The organism is Tateyamaria sp. (assembly GCF_039940735.1).
GTDB lineage: Bacteria > Pseudomonadota > Alphaproteobacteria > Rhodobacterales > Rhodobacteraceae > Tateyamaria.
Genome location: NZ_JBDVGB010000020.1, coordinates 30,639 through 46,930 on the forward strand (window position 1 = coordinate 30,639; position 16,292 = coordinate 46,930).

14 protein-coding genes are annotated in these 16,292 nt (G+C 56.4%); 4 read left to right on the forward strand and 10 right to left on the reverse strand.

Annotation, left to right across the window (positions count from 1 at the left end; translation table 11 throughout):
• Positions 1 to 92 precede the first annotated feature (92 nt).
• Genes glyS through ABJF76_RS04240 form a run of 3 tightly spaced genes read right to left on the reverse strand, consistent with a single transcriptional unit; the run spans position 93 to position 3,705 of the window.
• A complete protein-coding gene (gene glyS / locus ABJF76_RS04230; RefSeq protein WP_413819527.1) occupies positions 93 to 2,252 on the reverse strand; it encodes a glycine--tRNA ligase subunit beta in 2,160 nt (719 codons plus the stop codon).
• Positions 2,252 to 2,767 carry a DUF6446 family protein gene (locus tag ABJF76_RS04235; RefSeq protein WP_413819528.1) on the reverse strand — a complete coding sequence of 172 codons (516 nt, stop codon included), beginning with the start codon at positions 2,765 to 2,767 and terminating at the stop codon, positions 2,252 to 2,254. The genes glyS and ABJF76_RS04235 overlap by 1 nt, the downstream gene beginning before the upstream one ends.
• Positions 2,764 to 3,705 carry a glycine--tRNA ligase subunit alpha gene (locus tag ABJF76_RS04240; protein WP_413819529.1) on the reverse strand — a complete coding sequence of 314 codons (942 nt, stop codon included), beginning with the start codon at positions 3,703 to 3,705 and terminating at the stop codon, positions 2,764 to 2,766. Before ABJF76_RS04240 ends, ABJF76_RS04235 begins: the two co-directional genes overlap by 4 nt.
• A gap of 168 nt (positions 3,706 to 3,873) precedes the next feature.
• Between ABJF76_RS04240 and ABJF76_RS04245 the strand changes: the two genes are divergently transcribed.
• Positions 3,874 to 5,652, forward strand: coding sequence for a trypsin-like peptidase domain-containing protein (locus tag ABJF76_RS04245; protein WP_413819530.1), 1,779 nt, complete (start codon positions 3,874 to 3,876; stop codon positions 5,650 to 5,652).
• 125 nt (positions 5,653 to 5,777) lie between these two features.
• The gene (locus ABJF76_RS04250) at positions 5,778 to 6,044 is read left to right on the forward strand and encodes a hypothetical protein (protein WP_413819531.1); all 267 of its coding nucleotides are present in this window, start codon (positions 5,778 to 5,780) and stop codon (positions 6,042 to 6,044) included.
• Between the two features lie 95 nt (positions 6,045 to 6,139).
• Here the strand turns inward: ABJF76_RS04250 and ABJF76_RS04255 are convergent, their stop codons facing one another.
• The 4 genes from ABJF76_RS04255 to ABJF76_RS04270 form a co-directional block, all read right to left on the reverse strand.
• Positions 6,140 to 7,795, reverse strand: coding sequence for a thiamine pyrophosphate-binding protein (locus ABJF76_RS04255; RefSeq protein ID WP_413819532.1), 1,656 nt, complete (start codon positions 7,793 to 7,795; stop codon positions 6,140 to 6,142).
• Positions 7,795 to 9,243 (reverse strand): TrkH family potassium uptake protein, encoded by a 1,449-nt coding sequence (locus ABJF76_RS04260; RefSeq protein WP_413819533.1) that lies wholly within the window; start codon positions 9,241 to 9,243, stop codon positions 7,795 to 7,797. The genes ABJF76_RS04255 and ABJF76_RS04260 overlap by 1 nt, the downstream gene beginning before the upstream one ends.
• Before the next feature lie 105 nt (positions 9,244 to 9,348).
• Positions 9,349 to 9,576 (reverse strand): DUF1127 domain-containing protein, encoded by a 228-nt coding sequence (locus tag ABJF76_RS04265; protein WP_413819534.1) that lies wholly within the window; start codon positions 9,574 to 9,576, stop codon positions 9,349 to 9,351.
• A gap of 204 nt (positions 9,577 to 9,780) precedes the next feature.
• Entirely contained in the window at positions 9,781 to 10,776 is a 996-nt protein-coding gene (locus ABJF76_RS04270) for an alpha/beta hydrolase (RefSeq protein WP_413822437.1), read from the reverse strand.
• A gap of 262 nt (positions 10,777 to 11,038) precedes the next feature.
• Here ABJF76_RS04270 and metZ point away from each other — a divergent pair, with 262 nt between their 5' ends.
• Positions 11,039 to 12,226 carry an O-succinylhomoserine sulfhydrylase gene (gene metZ / locus ABJF76_RS04275; protein ID WP_413819536.1) on the forward strand — a complete coding sequence of 396 codons (1,188 nt, stop codon included), beginning with the start codon at positions 11,039 to 11,041 and terminating at the stop codon, positions 12,224 to 12,226.
• 168 nt (positions 12,227 to 12,394) lie between these two features.
• Complete coding sequence (gene folE2 / locus ABJF76_RS04280; RefSeq protein WP_413819537.1) at positions 12,395 to 13,498, forward strand: GTP cyclohydrolase FolE2; 1,104 nt, start codon at positions 12,395 to 12,397, stop codon at positions 13,496 to 13,498.
• Positions 13,499 to 13,554: 56 nt separating this feature from the next.
• On the opposite strand, the gene ABJF76_RS04285 is transcribed toward folE2, so the two are convergent.
• The 3 genes from ABJF76_RS04285 to ftsY form a co-directional block, all read right to left on the reverse strand.
• Positions 13,555 to 14,175, reverse strand: a complete 621-nt coding sequence (locus ABJF76_RS04285; RefSeq protein ID WP_413819538.1) for an inner membrane-spanning protein YciB — start codon at positions 14,173 to 14,175, stop codon at positions 13,555 to 13,557.
• Positions 14,176 to 14,187: 12 nt separating this feature from the next.
• Positions 14,188 to 15,090, reverse strand: a complete 903-nt coding sequence (locus ABJF76_RS04290) for an EamA family transporter (protein ID WP_413819539.1) — start codon at positions 15,088 to 15,090, stop codon at positions 14,188 to 14,190.
• Between the two features lie 94 nt (positions 15,091 to 15,184).
• A partial coding sequence (gene ftsY / locus ABJF76_RS04295; protein ID WP_413822515.1) for a signal recognition particle-docking protein FtsY occupies positions 15,185 to 16,292 on the reverse strand: 1,108 nt, incomplete at its 5' end.

Sequence of the window (16,292 nt, forward strand, 5' to 3'; positions counted from 1 at the left end):
TGGAACATGCGCCTGCGGTGAGCGGGAATGGGGGCGCTGCCCCCCGGTGCGCCGCACCTCCCCCCGGAGTTTATTTGGCAAGATGAAGTGGATCAGCCATCGATTTTGGTAAGGTCGGCCACGGACAGGCATAGAGTGCGGATCCGGCTGAGCAGGTTCAGACGGTTGCGCCGCACTGTGCCGTTGTCGGTATTGATTTGCGTGCCTTCAAAGAAGGCATCGATGGGCGTTCGCAAGCTGGCCATGGCGGCCATGGCTGTGGTGAAATCCTGTATGTCCATCGCGGGGGTGATTTTGGCCTCGGCCGTGTCGAGGGCGGTAAACAGTGCGTGTTCTTCGTCGGTTTCGGCGAATTTTGGGTCTGCACCATAGGAGTATTCGACGCCGTCGGCCTCTTCGGCTTGGGTCAGGATGTTGTTGGCGCGTTTGAAGCCTTGGATGAGGTTTTCGCCGTCGTCGGTTTTGAGGGTTTCGGCGAGAGCGCGCGCGCGTTTTACGAGGAGTGTCAGGTCGTCGTTTTGCGGCATCGCGATGCACGCGTCGATGATGTCGTGACGGACGCCTTGATCTTTGAGGTAAACTTTGAGACGGTCGTGGAAGAAGGATAGGAGATCAGGCAGAACTGACGCGATCACCCCTTCAGCGATGGCAACCTGATGTTCGAATTGCTTGGCCTTATCTGCGTTCGCTTCACTCGCAGCCAAACGCCACTCGGATAGTTTCAACACGACGTTTAGCGCTTTAGAAAATGTATCCGACAGAGAAAGGTTCAGGTCGTTATCGATCACCAACCGAATAACACCTAACGCAGCACGCCGAAGCGCAAACGGATCTTTGCTGCCTGTCGGTTTCTCATCAATCGCCCAGAAACCCGACAACGTGTCCAACTTGTCCGCCAACGCCACGGCCACGGATACTGGCGCTGTCGGCACATCATCTGATGGCCCAAGCGGCGAGTAGTGTTCTTGTGCGGCGGCGGCTATGGCTGCATCGCGGCCTGAGGCTTCGATGTAGTAACGCCCCATAAGCCCTTGAAGTTCTGGGAATTCATAAACCATCTCGCTGCTGAGATCAGCCTTGGCCAGACGTGCGGCTTCTTCTGCCATATCTGCGTCTGCGCCGACCACGGGGGCAAGTTCACGCGCCAACGCTGCGATACGGTTGATGCGGTCGGATTGGCTGCCGAGTTTATTGTGGAAGGTCACGTTTTCAAGGCTTTGTGTCCAGACACTCATGTCTGACTTGGCGATGCGCAAATCGTTTTCCCAAAAGAATTTTGCATCCGCCAAGCGCGCGCTTAGCACCTTTTCGTTGCCAGCCAAGATCGTCGCGCCTTGATCTGCGGTTTCGCGGTTGGCGACGGTGATAAACCGTTCGATGCCGCCTGTTTTGGGATTGCGCACCGAGAAGAACTTTTGGTGTTCTTTCATCGATGTTTGCAGCACTTCGGCGGGCAGTTCCAAGAAATCTTCGCCAATCTTGCCCATCAGCACCACAGGCCATTCGACAAGGCCTGCGACTTCGGCCAGCAGGCCTGTGTCTTGGACCACTTCAAGACCACTGGCAAAGGCCATGTTGGTGGCATCATTCCAAATCGCATCGGCCCGTTCAGAGGCATCCAGCACCACATGGGCGCGCTTTAGCTTGGTGGTGTAATCGGCGAAAGACGTTACAGAAATCTCGCCCGGCGCCATAAAGCGGTGGCCTTGGGTTGTATCGCTTGATGTGATCCCGTCGATGTCCATTGGCACGACAGTGTGCCCAGCCTCGTCATTCAGAATGCACAGAATGGAATGCAGCGGACGCACCCATTTCAGCGCCCCCGTGCCCCAGCGCATCGACTTGGGCCATGGGAAGTTGCGAATGGTTGCCTCAAGCACTTCGGCGATGATGTCCGACGCCGGGCGACCGGGCTTTTCGATCAGCGCAAACAGCACTTGGCCTTTTGGGGTGTCGCGGACTTCGAGTTGATCGCGGGTGAGGCCAGCACCGCGCAAGAACCCTTCGATCGCTTTTTCGGGGGCATCAGCCTTGGGGCCTTTGCGCTCTTCTCGGGTCGTGGGGCTGTCGGCCAGCAGGCCTTCGACCGTTAAGGTCAGGCGGCGCGGCGTGGAAAACGCAGCAGCCGAGGCATAGGTCAGCCCCGCCTCGACCAGACCGTTGGTGACCAGCTTTTGCAGGTCTTCGCCGGCGCGTTTTTGCATGCGCGCGGGGATTTCTTCGGAAAAGAGTTCAATCAAAAGGTCAGGCATTATTCCGCATCCCGTTTGGGGCATTCTTCGCCCACGATGGTCCCGTCATAGGCTTTTTCGCCGCAGTCATTCAGTTCGTGCCAGACATAGCCGCGGCCACTTTCGGTGATGGCCACGATCCGGTCGACGCCGAATTCGATGTTCTTTTCGCCCAAGAAGGGCAGCGCTGTGCCGGCCTCGAGTTCGGCGCCGATGGCTTCAGCGTCAAAGCAGTCAAACCAAGCTGGCGCATTGCGCGGGGCCGCTGTTTCAAGGCCCACATAAGTTTCCGTCAGCAATGACAGCGACATGTCGGTGGTAAAGCACGCGCGATATCGGATCGGCGATGATTCTGCGTCTATGGCTTCAAAATTGTCGATGCTAATGAGTTCTCGTTCGTCCGATACGACTGAAACCAACGCGACCTCGGCCACCTCGACAGGTTCATAGAACCCATAGACTTGCAGATAATACAGTGCGCCGCCGCCAAGGAGAGATGAAACCAGAATACCGATCACGATGATTTTCCCGTTCATTCCGCCGCCTCAGGCACCCACCCACCGGCGCGGGTTTGCACAAACGCATCGGCGCATTGTTTGGCCAATGCACGCACGCGCCCGATATAGGCTTGGCGTTCCGTGACAGAAATCACCCCGCGCGCGTCCAAAAGGTTAAAGATGTGGCTGGCCTTGATGCATTGATCATAGGCAGGGTGCGCCATGATGATCCGCTTGCCAGTCTTGGGGTCGATATGTTCAGCGCCAAGGGTTTTGGCGCATTCGGCTTCGGCCTCTTCGAACTGCTTCAACAGCACATCGGTGTTGGCGGTGTCAAAATTCCAGCGGGCGTATTCTTCTTCGGTTTGCTTGAACACATCGCCGTAAGCCAGCGGGATCATTGCGTCGGGGTCGTTGAACGGCATGTCCATGACGTGATCGACGCCAAGGATATACATCGCCAAACGTTCCAACCCATAGGTCAGTTCGCCAGACACGGGGTGGCAATCGTGCCCGCCGACTTGTTGGAAGTAAGTGAATTGCGACACTTCCATGCCGTCACACCAGACTTCCCAGCCCAGCCCCCATGCGCCCAGTGTCGGGCTTTCCCAGTCATCCTCGACAAAGCGGATGTCGTGCAGGTCCATATCCACGCCAATGGCGCGCAGCGAGCCAAGGTACAGCTCTTGCAGGTTGGGTGGGCTGGGTTTGATCAGGACTTGGTATTGGTAATAGTGCTGCAACCGGTTCGGGTTTTCGCCGTAGCGCCCATCGGTGGGGCGACGCGAGGGCTGCACGTAGGCGGCCGCCCAAGGCTGTGTGCCAAGGCTGCGCAACGTTGTTGCCGGGTGAAAGGTGCCTGCGCCCACTTCCATGTCATAGGGTTGTAAGACCGCACAGCCTTTGGTCGCCCAATAGGTTTGCAGCCTCAGAATGATTTCCTGAAACGAACGGGGTGTGGTTGGGCTGTCTGACATGTGAAGGACCCTTTGGTGGATGCGCGCCTTACCTACGACCCACCCTATGTGAGGTCAATTGCGCGCGAGGTCTCTTTTTGGTGGTTTTCCCCCATTTTCATTGCGCGATTTCCTGCTTATCCTGCGTCACAGGTAAAACGGCACAAAGACCATTAAAGGGGACATCGGGTGTTTTTCAAACGGATCGCATTTGCGTGGGTGATGCTTGTTATGTCTGTTGCAGGGGGTTCAGCCCAGCAAGACGTGGTTTGGGTGCAGGTCGAAGCGCAACCAAACCTTGCCACAGCCACACAGCGTGCACAGGATTTTGCCGCCAATCTGCCGGATGTGAACGGATTTTCCCTTGGGGCGGGGTGGTATGGCATCGCCCTTGGCCCCTACACGCGCCAGGATGCGGAACAGGTGCTGCGCGTCTATCGCAACGAAGGCGTGATTCCACGCGACAGCTACATCGCACTTGGCTCCAGCTTTCGCCAGCAATTCTGGCCCGTGGGCGCAAATGTGTTGGATCGCGGCGTGGTTGATGCCCCTTTGACGGATGCACAGACGGACGCGACCGAAGACGCACCCGAGGTGGCGACCGCCGAAGCGGCAGCACCTGAAATCGCGACCCCCACCCCTCCGCCAGCCGATGAAACCCCAGCCGAAGCCCAACGCAGTGAACGTCAGTTAACCCGCGCCGAACGCGAAAATCTGCAAGTGATGCTAAAATGGGCAGGCGTTTACACCAGCACCATCGATGGCGCTTTTGGGCGCGGCACCCGTAACGCGATGGCTGCTTGGCAAGAACAAAAGGGCTTTGACGTCACCGGAATCTTAACGACGGCGCAACGTGCCGCACTTCTGAGCGACTATAACGCAGTCCTAACCGATCTAGGTTTGACTTTGATACGAGACGAAACGGCTGGCATCGAAATGATGCTGCCCGGGGACATCGTCAGCTTTGAGAAATACGAATACCCGTTTGCCCACTATTCCAGCACTGGCGATGTGCCCGCAAGCATCCTGCTCATTTCGCAAGCCGGGGACCAAAGCACACTGTTTGGGCTTTATGACATCATGCAGACCCTCGACATTGTGCCCCTTGATGGCCCGCGCGAGCGCAAAGACACATCTTTTGTGCTGATCGGAGAGGACGCGACCCGCATTTCGGAATCGCGCGTGTCGTTGGAGAACGGGCAAATCAAAGGGTTCACACTGATTTGGCCTGCAGGTGACGAAGAACGTCGCCGCCGCTTGATTGCAGAAATGGAACGCAGTCTTGTGCGTCTAGAGGCCGTTCTGCCCCCCAGTGCGACCACCGAAGAACAAGCGATTGATCTGGTGTCCGGGCTTGAAATTCGCGCACCGCGCCTGTCGCGGTCTGGCTTTTTTGTGGATCGTCGGGGCACCGTCATCACGACCTCGCAAGCCGTGGAAAACTGCACACGCATCACGCTTGATACCGAAGCCGAGGCTGAAATCATTCTAAACGATGCTGCCAGCGGTGTTGCCCTGCTCAAACCGACCACCGCACTTGCCCCTCTGGCTGTCGCGCGGTTTAGCGATGTGGCCCCGCGCTTGCAGTCAGAACTGGCTGTGTCTGGGTACAGCTACGAAGGGGTGCTGGGTGCGCCTTCGATGACCTTCGGCACGCTGAGCGATGTTCGCGGTCTGGCCGGAGAAGCCAATATGGTGCGTCTGGAAATGGGCACCCTGCCCGGCGACGCTGGTGGTCCTGTCCTTGATACAGGTGGCGGCGTTCTTGCTATGTTGTTGCCTGATCCGCAGTCTGGTCGGGCTTTGCCCGAGGGCGTGCGGTTTGCACTGGACCGTGTTGCCTTGCAAGACGTGCTGGCCCAAGCGGGTTTGGCAGCCGCAAGCACTGATAGTTCTGCCCCCATCGATCCTATCGATCTGACGGGCGAAGCGACAGGAATGACCGTTTTGGTCAGCTGCTGGAACTAAACGCTTTTCGTTAAAATTGCTGGAACTGAGATCTGATCCGTTAGCTTCGTGTTAACGGACAAAAGGCCATGTTCAGGTCATAGCGTGGGGGCGCTGTTAACGTCTTTCAGTGATCGGAGTGTGTCATGTTTAAATCGTTTCTCAAATCAGCCGCAGTGGTGGCGGTTACCCTTCTTCCTGCAGTTCCAGCCGTCGCCGCAACCGCAAAGCCCCCCGTCAGCTATAAAGGTCAATGGTGGACCCATCCTTTGGGGTGTGAATACAGCCGTGCGGGGCGTCCGGGCGAAACCATGTGGTTCTTGATCGTCAACACTGCCAAGAAAGGGTGCCCAAGTTATATCGCAGGAACCACTTGGGGTGGGATTTATCGGGCCGAAGGATCAAAATTCTAATCCGAAGGACGCCTTGCGGCGGCTTGGAGTTTTAGGGGGCTCTGCCCCCGGCCTTCGGCCTCCCCCGAGGTATTTTTGACCCAAAGAAAGATGGATCAGCTGATACTCGGAGTGAGATAGATGAGAGTTGGTCCATCGGCGGTGAATGCATCGCGGACTGCGTCTTGCATATCAGTCAACGTTTTTGGCGCGGCCGTGTGTGCGCCAAAAGCTTCGGCCAGTTTGCAAAAGTCAGGATTGCGCGCAACCACCGCGTTGGGCGCAATTTGGGCGCGGGTCATGGAGTCTTCGATCTCGCCCAGTTTGGCATTGTCCCACAGGATGATGGGTAACGGCAAACCCAGTTCGACTGCGACGCCGAGTTCGGCCATGGTATAGTGGAAACCATAGTCCCCGATGATCGCCATCGTGGGTTGGCCCTTGCGTGCTACTGCCCCGCCGATCGCGGCGGGTGTGGCGTATCCAAGGGTGCCGAACCCAGATGGATGGTGCCAATGGCCGGGGCGGTCCATATCCCAGACTTCTTTGGCGGTATAGGCAAGCTGAGTCATGTCGGAATAAATCATTGTGTCTGATGGCACCGCTTCGCGCAGAGCATCGCAAACGGTGATGATGCCCGGCCGTTCGACTTCGACCTCTGCGCGCCAGCGGGTACGATACCCTGCCACGATATCGGCAGACCACGCAGATTTTGGTAGTTGTTTGACCTTTTCGCCGTGTTTTTCCAAGGCACTGTGCAGCTTGGACAAAACGTCGGACGCATCATATTGCAAGCAGACATCGGATGGGTGGGCTGCGGCTAACACTTCGGGATCGACATTAATGTGGATCGCGCCGGGGCGGTGCCCAGCAGTCTCGCGCCAAATATCGACTTCGGCCAAATCCGTACCAATCAAGACAACACAATCGCTTGCATCTAGGATGGCTGCACTATCTGGGCGAGCCAGCGCCGCGCCAAAGGACAAGTCCCAATCGGGCGACACCACGCCGCGCCCTGCATAAGTGGTCAGTGTTGCCGCATTAACGCGTGCCAAGATCGAAGGGATCGGGCCATCTGGATAAACAGCCCCACGTGCACCGCCACCGAACACAAACAAAGGGCGTTCGGCATGCAATAGGCGCAGCGCGATCATATTAACCATGTCCAAAGGCACAGGTGGTGCAATCGCGCTTGGCACACGCGTCACGGTAAACTTGTCTGTTGCGCCGGTGGATGGGGCTGGACGCCACTGTGTTGGCGTTTCGGCCCGCGCTTCTAGCTGGGCAATCGGCACTTGGAGATGTTTGGGCCGCGCCCGTTGCGCCCCAAATTCCATAAAGGCTCGGTCGATCAACGTATAAGCGGCGTTGGCACTGCGCGCTTCTTCGGACCAATCGCAAACGGTCGCCGCAGCGCCGCGTTGGTCTTTCATCTGGTGCAATTGGCCACGTTTTGCCGCAGTTTCATCCAAACAACTGGAAATCACCAACATCGGTACAGAATCGCTATAAGCCTGCCCCATCGGCGTCATGATGTTGCACAGGCCCGGCCCGGTGATCACATAAGCCACCCCCGGTTTGCCACTGGCGCGCGCATAGCCATCGGCCATGAACCCGGCGCCCTGTTCGTGGCGGGCCAGCACATGGGTGATCCCCGCCTCTTCGATGCCGCGATACATTTCCTGATTGTGCACGCCCGGAATGCCAAAGATCACGTCCACCCCGCGGTCCTTTAGCATGTGGGAAATTTGGGCACCAAGCGGGCGTTTCATTAGGCTCTCCAGAATTGGACGGTAAAAATTACGTAAACGGCCATCAGTTCAAGGCGCCCAATCAGCATTCCCGCTGCCAACAACCACTTGGCCGTGTCGTTCAGCGTTGAGAAATTTCCCGACGGGCCGATCGTATCACCAAGGCCGGGACCGATATTGCCAAGGGCCGTGGCCGCGCCTGACACCGATGTCATGAAATCCAGCCCCGTCATTGCCAATGCAACCGCCAACAGACCCATCGACACGATAAACAGCATGAAAAACGTCATGACCGAATTCAAAACTTCGTCGCCAACCCGGCGCCCAGCATAACGCGGGGTGAAAACGCCATGAGGGCTGCGCGTTTTTCGCAACTGAGCACCAATAGAGGCAAACAGAAGCTGAAAGCGGAAAATCTTGATCGAACAGGACGTTGACCCGGCACATCCGCCAATCAACCCTGTGAAAAAGAAGATCGCGATGGGGAATGCACCCCACAACATATAGTCCGCCGACGCATAGCCCGTGCCCGAAATGATAGAGGAAATGTTGAACAAGGCTTCGCGCAGCATTTGTTCTGGGTGGTGTGTAAACACCAGCTGCAACGACACAAACACAACCCCAACCAGCACCGCGATGGTCATCAGAAATCCGCGCACTTGCGGGTCGCGGTGCAACGCCAAAGGGTTGCCGTTGATCAGTTGCACATAGCGCACAAAAGGAAGTGCCGCCGCGATCATGAAAAACGTCCCGGCGTATTCCGCATTCCCCGAAAACGTTCCAAAAGATCCGTCGTAGTTTGAAAATCCGCCGGTCGATACGGTCGTCATCGCATGCACAACCGCATCAAATGGGGTCATGGCAAGCGCGATGTAGGTCAAGGTACAGGCAAGGGTCAAAGTCACGTAAATGACCGCGATCTGGCTGGCGATCTGAGTGGCGCGGGGTAAAATTTTACCAAAAGTATCAAAGCCTTCGGTACGAAAAATCTGCATCCCACCGACGCGCAATTCAGGCAGGAATACCATGGCGACAACGATAATCCCAATCCCGCCCAGCCACTGCAAAATGCCGCGCCATAGCAACAGACCGCGCGGCAGGTCCTCGAGACCGGAAAACACTGTGGATCCAGTTGTGGTTAGTCCCGACATTGCCTCAAAAAAGGCGTCAACAAAGCGCGCGTCGGTTTCGCCGATCACGAAAGGCAGCGCGCCAAAAATCGGCAGCGCCAGCCACACACCTGTGGTCAAAAGGAACGTTTGTTGAATTGTCAGCCCCTCGCCCACGCTGTTGGAACAGCTAAGCGAAATGACCCCCCCGATGACAATCGTGATGATCGCGCTTTCGGCGAATACCGTCCAATGGCTGTTGCCATAAAACAGATCAGCGAGCATCGGAACAACCATCGCGACGCCGAGCATCGCAACAAGTAATCCGATTACATATCCAACGGGGCGTAGGTCAAACATCGCGCATAGCGATGGAGGGCTTCGCACGAGGTGTCAAGAAGATGAACACAAAGGGCGGCGTCAGCGCTTTGGGCCCAAGACAATCTTGAGCCCAAAGCAGTTGGTTCAAAGGTGCATCAGATCGCGAAAGACAAAGGCCGGAATGTCTTCGCGGCGCAGGCCCAATTCGGCCAATTCTTCGTCGGTTTTTGCGTTCAGGATTTCGGCTTTACGCAAACGTGCGTCAGCAGAAGAAGACATCATGATCCCGCGGCCAACAGCTGCGAAGAAGCCTGTGATGCCAGCAAGGATGCTGTGTGTTACGTTTGTATCTGTATGTGATGCGTATGCCATTGGCGGCCTCATTTCAGTTATGTTTAACTATCGTCCTCTTGCATTCAACTTAGGATGCTGCACCGCAGAATACCAATGCTGATCCTGCATAGCCGGGTTGCGGGCAGCGGATATGCGGTGTGTTTTTAGGTGAAATTTACTGCAAAACCGTTTGCAAACGCCCAAAAAACCCACGTTTGCAGGATACATGGTTAATTACTGGGTTTAGGGGCGATGCCAAAAGGCAAAGGCCGCAGGGGACTGCATCGCCGCCAACCCCATCGTCCTGCGAGGACCTAAAACGATGCGCGACCAACGCCGCCCAACATGTTTAGGCAACATCTGTTGCATTCCAGTCAAAGTCACCGTTTCGGGGCTGCGCAGGATACGCCCATAAAAGGGTAAGACACCGGGGCGGGTGTAACTGGACCAATGGCACATGCCCCCAATTGGTGGTGCGATGTGACCACCAAAATGCGCCAATACGGCAAGCGTACGTGCGCAATCGATCTGAATATTGACTGCGTTGGGCAAATCAACGCCAAGACCCATCGCCCGATCGCCAGTTTTTGGCGGCGCCACCAGCCATTCATAGATAAAGTCGAACACGTCATTCTCGCGACTGGTGATGTTGAACAACTGGGCCTTTTGCCCGGCCGGCGTTTGCATCGCAGTAACCGCACGGCTGGCATAACTGGCCGCCGAAAGCGCGATGATGCGTGTAATCGCGCCGGCAGGCAGACTTTTAAGGGCTTCGAACACCACCTCAGACCCCATTGAATGACTGATCATATGGACTGGGCGCGCGGGCGCACGACGATGTATCAATGCAATCACTTCCGCCAGTCGGCGCCCCGCAACATGGGCGGCACATTCTGCCTGCCACAAATTGGCGCGCGCACGCCATGCAAAAGCGATGGCCAGTCCTTCGTCCGCATTGCCTGTGCCAAAACCCAATGGGCGCAACCATTGCGCCTTACGGGCACGCACAGGATGTTCTGGCGTGCCGAAAATGCCGGAATGGGGCGAACGCGCCGCATTCTCTGGGTCATATTTGAAACCGTGGATCAGGATTATCACCGGTCCGGTCCCGATCGCCGCCCCCGAAATCACCGAACGCGCACAGGCTGGAGACCCGTTTATAGCCAAACCCTCATGTCCTGCGTTCACTCTTAGGATGGGCATACGCACACCTCCTACCACATCTAGTGGGGCGCTCATGACGCATCCATATGACGCAGAGATGAAAATTGAGTTACTCGACCGTGACGCTGTTGACGCGCCCGGCTTCTGGTCGTACGTCAAGGTTGTGGCGATTTGTTACCGGATTGCGGGCCACCTCAGCGCTTTGATATCAAGGCAGGCTGGAAAACTCCGCTAAAAGGTCAGGATGAAAGCCCCCCTTTCGCTTGACTTGGCGACTGGGGTTTTTTTGTGGCCTGACCCCTTTCCACAGGCCCGTTGAGTTCGGAGTGAATTGAACATGAGTGACACCTGGAATCCCCGCACCAAAGCCGTGCATGGCGGCACCCGCCGCAGCCAATACGGTGAAGTGAGCGAAGCCATTTTTCTAACACAAGGCTTTGTCTATGACAGTGCCGAGGCCGCCGCCCAGCGCTTTGAAGGCGCAGGCCCGGATGAATTTATCTATGCCCGCTATGGCAACCCGACCGTCGCGATGTTCGAAGAACGCATTGCGATGCTCGAAGGTGCGCAAGACGGCTTTGCCACCGCAAGCGGTATGGCGGCTGTATCCGGCGCGTTGATGTCCATGCTCAAAGCGGGCGACCGGGTTGTATCTTCTCGCGCGTTGTTCGGTTCGTGCCTGTATGTGCTTGAAGAAATCCTGCCCCGTTATGGCGTTGAGGTCGAATTTGTCGACGGCACCGATCTGGACAAATGGCGCGCCGCGATCACGCCCGATACAAAAGCCGTGTTCTTTGAGTCCATCTCGAATCCAACGCTAGAAGTTGTTGATATCAAAGAAGTCTGCAAACTGGCCCACGCGGTTGGCGCGACTGTTTTGGTCGACAATGTCTTTTCGACGCCTGTGTTTTCCAATGCGATTGAGCAAGGCGCAGATGTGGTGATCTATTCGGCCACGAAACACATCGACGGACAGGGGCGCACGTTGGGCGGGATCATCCTCGGCACGCGTGAATTTATCCGCAAAACGGTTGAACCCTACATGAAGCACACAGGTGGGTCGATGTCGCCATTCACCGCTTGGGTGATGTTAAAGGGCTTAGAAACCATGGAGCTGCGTGTAAACGCGCAATGCGCCACCGCAGCCGCGCTTGCGGATGCCTTGCAGGGTCACGATGCACTGTCTCGGGTGATCTATCCCGGCCACGCAAGCCATGCCCAAAACGCGCTGGTTAAAGCCCAGATGGGCGGAAACGGCGGCACGGTTTTGTCGATTGACCTTAAGGGGGGCCAAAAAGCGGCGTTCACCTTCTTAAATTCAGTGACGATTCCCGTGATTTCCAACAATCTGGGCGACGCCAAGTCGATTTTGACGCATCCAGCTACAACGACGCACCAACGTTTGGCCGACGATCAAAAAGAGTTACTTGGCATCTCACCCGGGCTTGTGCGGATGTCCGTAGGCCTTGAGGACGAACGCGATCTGATTGCAGACGTGATGCAAGCACTTGCTTTAGCGGAATAAAACGCGATGGCCGCCTTTTGCCAGGCGGCCTTTTGCCACCTTGGGCCAACCATATCGATAGAAAGTGATCTATGTCATTGCGCACTTTCAATCGTGACCAACTGTAGACAACGGCAAATGCATACCTACATGATGTAACGATCAAAACAAAAAAGGGGGGCTACTTCTATGAACGTTCATACGCCCGATGTTACGACAATACCCGATCGAGACGAAGCTGAGGCTGCACTGGAATTGCTGCGCCGCTGGGCGGAAACGGCCTCGACCACCGATATTTTAGAACTGGATCCTTCCGTGGCACGCCTAGTGCCTGGAAGTGACGCGGTGGATTATCCATCCTTTAATCGGGTCTATCCGGATGATTTTGCTGTCGGCGAAGTCTACAAAGACACCTTGCCCGATTTGCAAAACGGTCCATCCAGTCTGATCCGTGGCGCACACCAGCAAATTCAGCATGTGGGAATATCCAATTTTCGCCTGCCATTGCGCGTGCAAACCCGTGACGGCGATGCGCTGACGCTAGAAACCTCAGTGACCGGCACCGTCAGCCTTGAGGCCGACAAAAAGGGCATCAACATGTCCCGGATCATGCGGTCGTTTTACGCCCATGCGGACAAAACGTTCAGCTTTGAGGTCATCGAAGCCGCGTTGGATGATTACAAATCCGATCTAGAAAGCTTTGATGCCCGCATTCAGATGCGCTTTAGCTTCCCAGTAAAGATTGAATCCCTGCGGTCCGGCCTTTCGGGATACCAATATTACGATATCTCGCTGGAACTAGTGGAACAGGCCGAGGTGCGCAAAAAGATCATGCACCTAGACTATGTGTATTCGTCGACCTGCCCGTGCTCTTTGGAACTGTCCGAACACGCCCGTGCCACGCGCGGACAACTTGCAACGCCGCATTCGCAACGATCCGTTGCGCGAATTTCAGTGGTGCTGGAAGATGATGCGCAATGCTTGTGGTTCGAGGACTTGATCGAAGGATGCCGTCGCGCTGTGCCGACTGAGACGCAAGTGATGGTCAAACGCGAAGATGAGCAAGCGTTTGCTGAACTGAACGCCGCAAACCCGATTTTTGTCGAAGACGCCGCGCGTTTATTCTGCGAACAATTGCTGAGCGATGCACGCGTCGGTGATTTTCGCGTGGTAGCAAGCCATCAAGAAAGCCTGCACAGCCATGACGCTGTTTCTGTACTGACAGAGGGGCAGACCTTTGCCTCGGACAGTATTGATCCGCGTATGTTCACGACGTTGTTCCACGTCGGCTAAGGCATGTTGGCGGAGGACACCTCCGCCTTACGTCTCGTGCCTCTTGTAAGGCGCAGCTATTGCTGCGCCTGTGATGGATCGTCTTCCTCGATGAGGTAGGACTGAAGCGCATTGATCTGCCAGAACAGGAACGCCATCAGCGCAATCGGAAAGCCAAAGGTTTCGATCTTAACCCAAGCCTCAGTAGACATTGTGCGCCAGATCACTTCGTTTGCGACGGCAAGGAAAGCAAACATGCCGCACAACCGTTTGGTCAGGATCATCCATCCTTCATCACGCATTGGCATCGCATCATTCAGAACGTAGGCCAGCCAGCTTTGCCCGCGCGCCAAACCGATACCCAGCAGCAGCGCAAATAGCCCGTATACGATCGATGTCTTCATCTTGAAGAACCGTTCGTCATTAAACCAAGCCGTCAGCCCGCCAAAAAAGATCACCATGAAGGCCGTGAAAATTTGCATGCGGCTTAGCTTTCCAGTCAAGGCCCATAGCACTCCGATCGCAATCAGCAGGATGGGCACAAAGATCAACGTGGCTACGATGAACCCCGAATATTCGGTCCCGCCCATGACATAGGTCTCGTCTTTGATCTTCAGGTAAATCAAGAAAAAGACCACCGGCGGGCCCAGTTCCAGCACCTGCTTCATGATTGGATTGATGTTACGTGGCTCGCTCATGTGTTGCCCTTTTTATCCGCCTATTTCCACGATTACCGCGCCCAGTGCGATCAGCGCCATGAGGGCAATTCTGCGTGGTCCTACCGTTTCTTTCAGCACCAGCCAACCGATAATGGCCGCAAACACTGTTGAGGTCTCGCGCAATACCGCCGCCTCGCCTACTTTGTCGAGCCGTGTGGCCAACATGACCGATCCAAAGCTGAAGAATGCGACCAATCCGCCAATAACACCGCGCAAAGCAAGAGGTGGCAGGCTTGGCCGTTGTGCCATCCGTTTCCAGCGCATGAAAGCCACGGGCGGCATGAATAGTCCATCGATCATGAAGAACCACGCCAAAAACGTGAACGGGTTTTCGGTGGCTCGAATTCCATAGGCATCATATGTGGTGTAAAGTGCCACGAACAAGCCTGTGATGAACGCCAATCCAAGTGCAGCGTGTAGCGTGTCCCGTTCGCTTTCGAGGTAGCGCAAGTTATAGGCGGCCAGCCCAAAGATGCCCAACAGCAAAACTGCAACGCCCAGCCATTGCGTCAGGGTGAACACTTCGGAAAATAAGAAATACGCGCCAATCACGGTAAACAGCGGCCCCGTGCCACGCACCACCGGATAGACAACTGTGTAAGCGCCTTTGGTATAGGCCCACGCCTGCAACACTTTGTAGAACACATGTATCACGAAAGCGCCCGCAAAGATCGGCCACATGTGCGCTTCGGGCCATGGCACCACAAACAATGCAAAGGGGGCCGCCATCAGTCCATAGGACGCATCAATCGCGCCGCGGGTTAACCATGGGTCGTGTCGGCCCTTTTGCAGCGCGCCAAAGACGGCGTGCAAGAACGCTGCCAGCAGCGCGAGTGCCAAGGCAATAGAGTGCCCCGTTTCCGTGCCTTCGATGCTGATCAACCAGTCTGTCAAAACGGGCTACAGCGTGTGTGGTGTCGCATGAAGGGGGCCAGCCCCCAGGCCTTTGGCCTCCCCCCGGAGTTTATTTGGCAAGATGAACAGGGGCTCATTCGACCTCGAGCCCAGTGAGGGCCGCGGCGAAGTCTTCGGGATCAAAGGGTTGCAGGTCGTCGATTTGTTCGCCCACACCGATGGCGTGAATCGGCAGCCCAAATTTATCGGCAAGTGCTACCAGTACGCCGCCTTTCGCTGTGCCGTCGAGTTTTGTCATGACAAGGCCTGACACGTCTGAGACGTCTTGGAACACTTTGACCTGATTCAGTGCGTTTTGCCCAGTAGTCGCGTCCAGCACCAACAGCGTGTTGTGCGGCGCGCTTGGGTCTTTCTTGCGGATCACGCGCACGATTTTGGCGAGTTCTTCCATCAGGTCATCACGGTTTTGCAAACGCCCAGCGGTGTCGATCATTAAAAGGTCTGCGCCGTCGGCTTGTGCCTTGGTCATCGCCTCGAAGGCGAGGCTGGCGGGATCCGACCCTTCGGGCGCGGTCAACACGGGCACGCCAGCACGTTCCCCCCAGACTTGCAGTTGTTCCACAGCTGCCGCGCGGAACGTGTCGCCCGCAGCGATCACCACGGACTTACCGGCCGCGCGGAATTGGCTGGCCAGTTTTCCAATCGTTGTGGTCTTACCTGATCCGTTCACGCCGACCACCAAGACCACCTGCGGCGTTTGCGGGTAAAGCGGCAAAGGTTTGGCGACGGGCTCCATGATCCGCGCAATCTCGTGGGCCATCAGTTGTTTGATTTCTTGAACAGAGAGCTTCTTGCCCATCCGCCCTTCGGCCATATTGGCCGTAACGCGCAGCGCTGTGTCGACGCCCATGTCTGAAGCAATGAGCAACTCTTCGAGTTGTTCGAGCATGTCGTCATCGAGCGTGCGCCGCAAAACAGGGGCTGCATCTTTACGCCCCAGAAGACGGTCAAAGAGGCCGCGTTTGGCGGGGGCGGTTGGCGTATCATCGTTCGGCTCGCTCAGCTCTGCCGGAGCCACGCGGATGGGCGTCAAGGTTGGTGCCACTGCTGGCTCTGGCTCTGGCTCTGGCTCTGGCTCTGGCTCTGGCTCTGGCTCTGGCTCTGGCTCTGGCTCTGGCTCTGGCTCTGGCTCTGGCTCTGGCTCTGGCTCTGGCTCTGGCTCTGGCTCTGGCTCTGGCTCT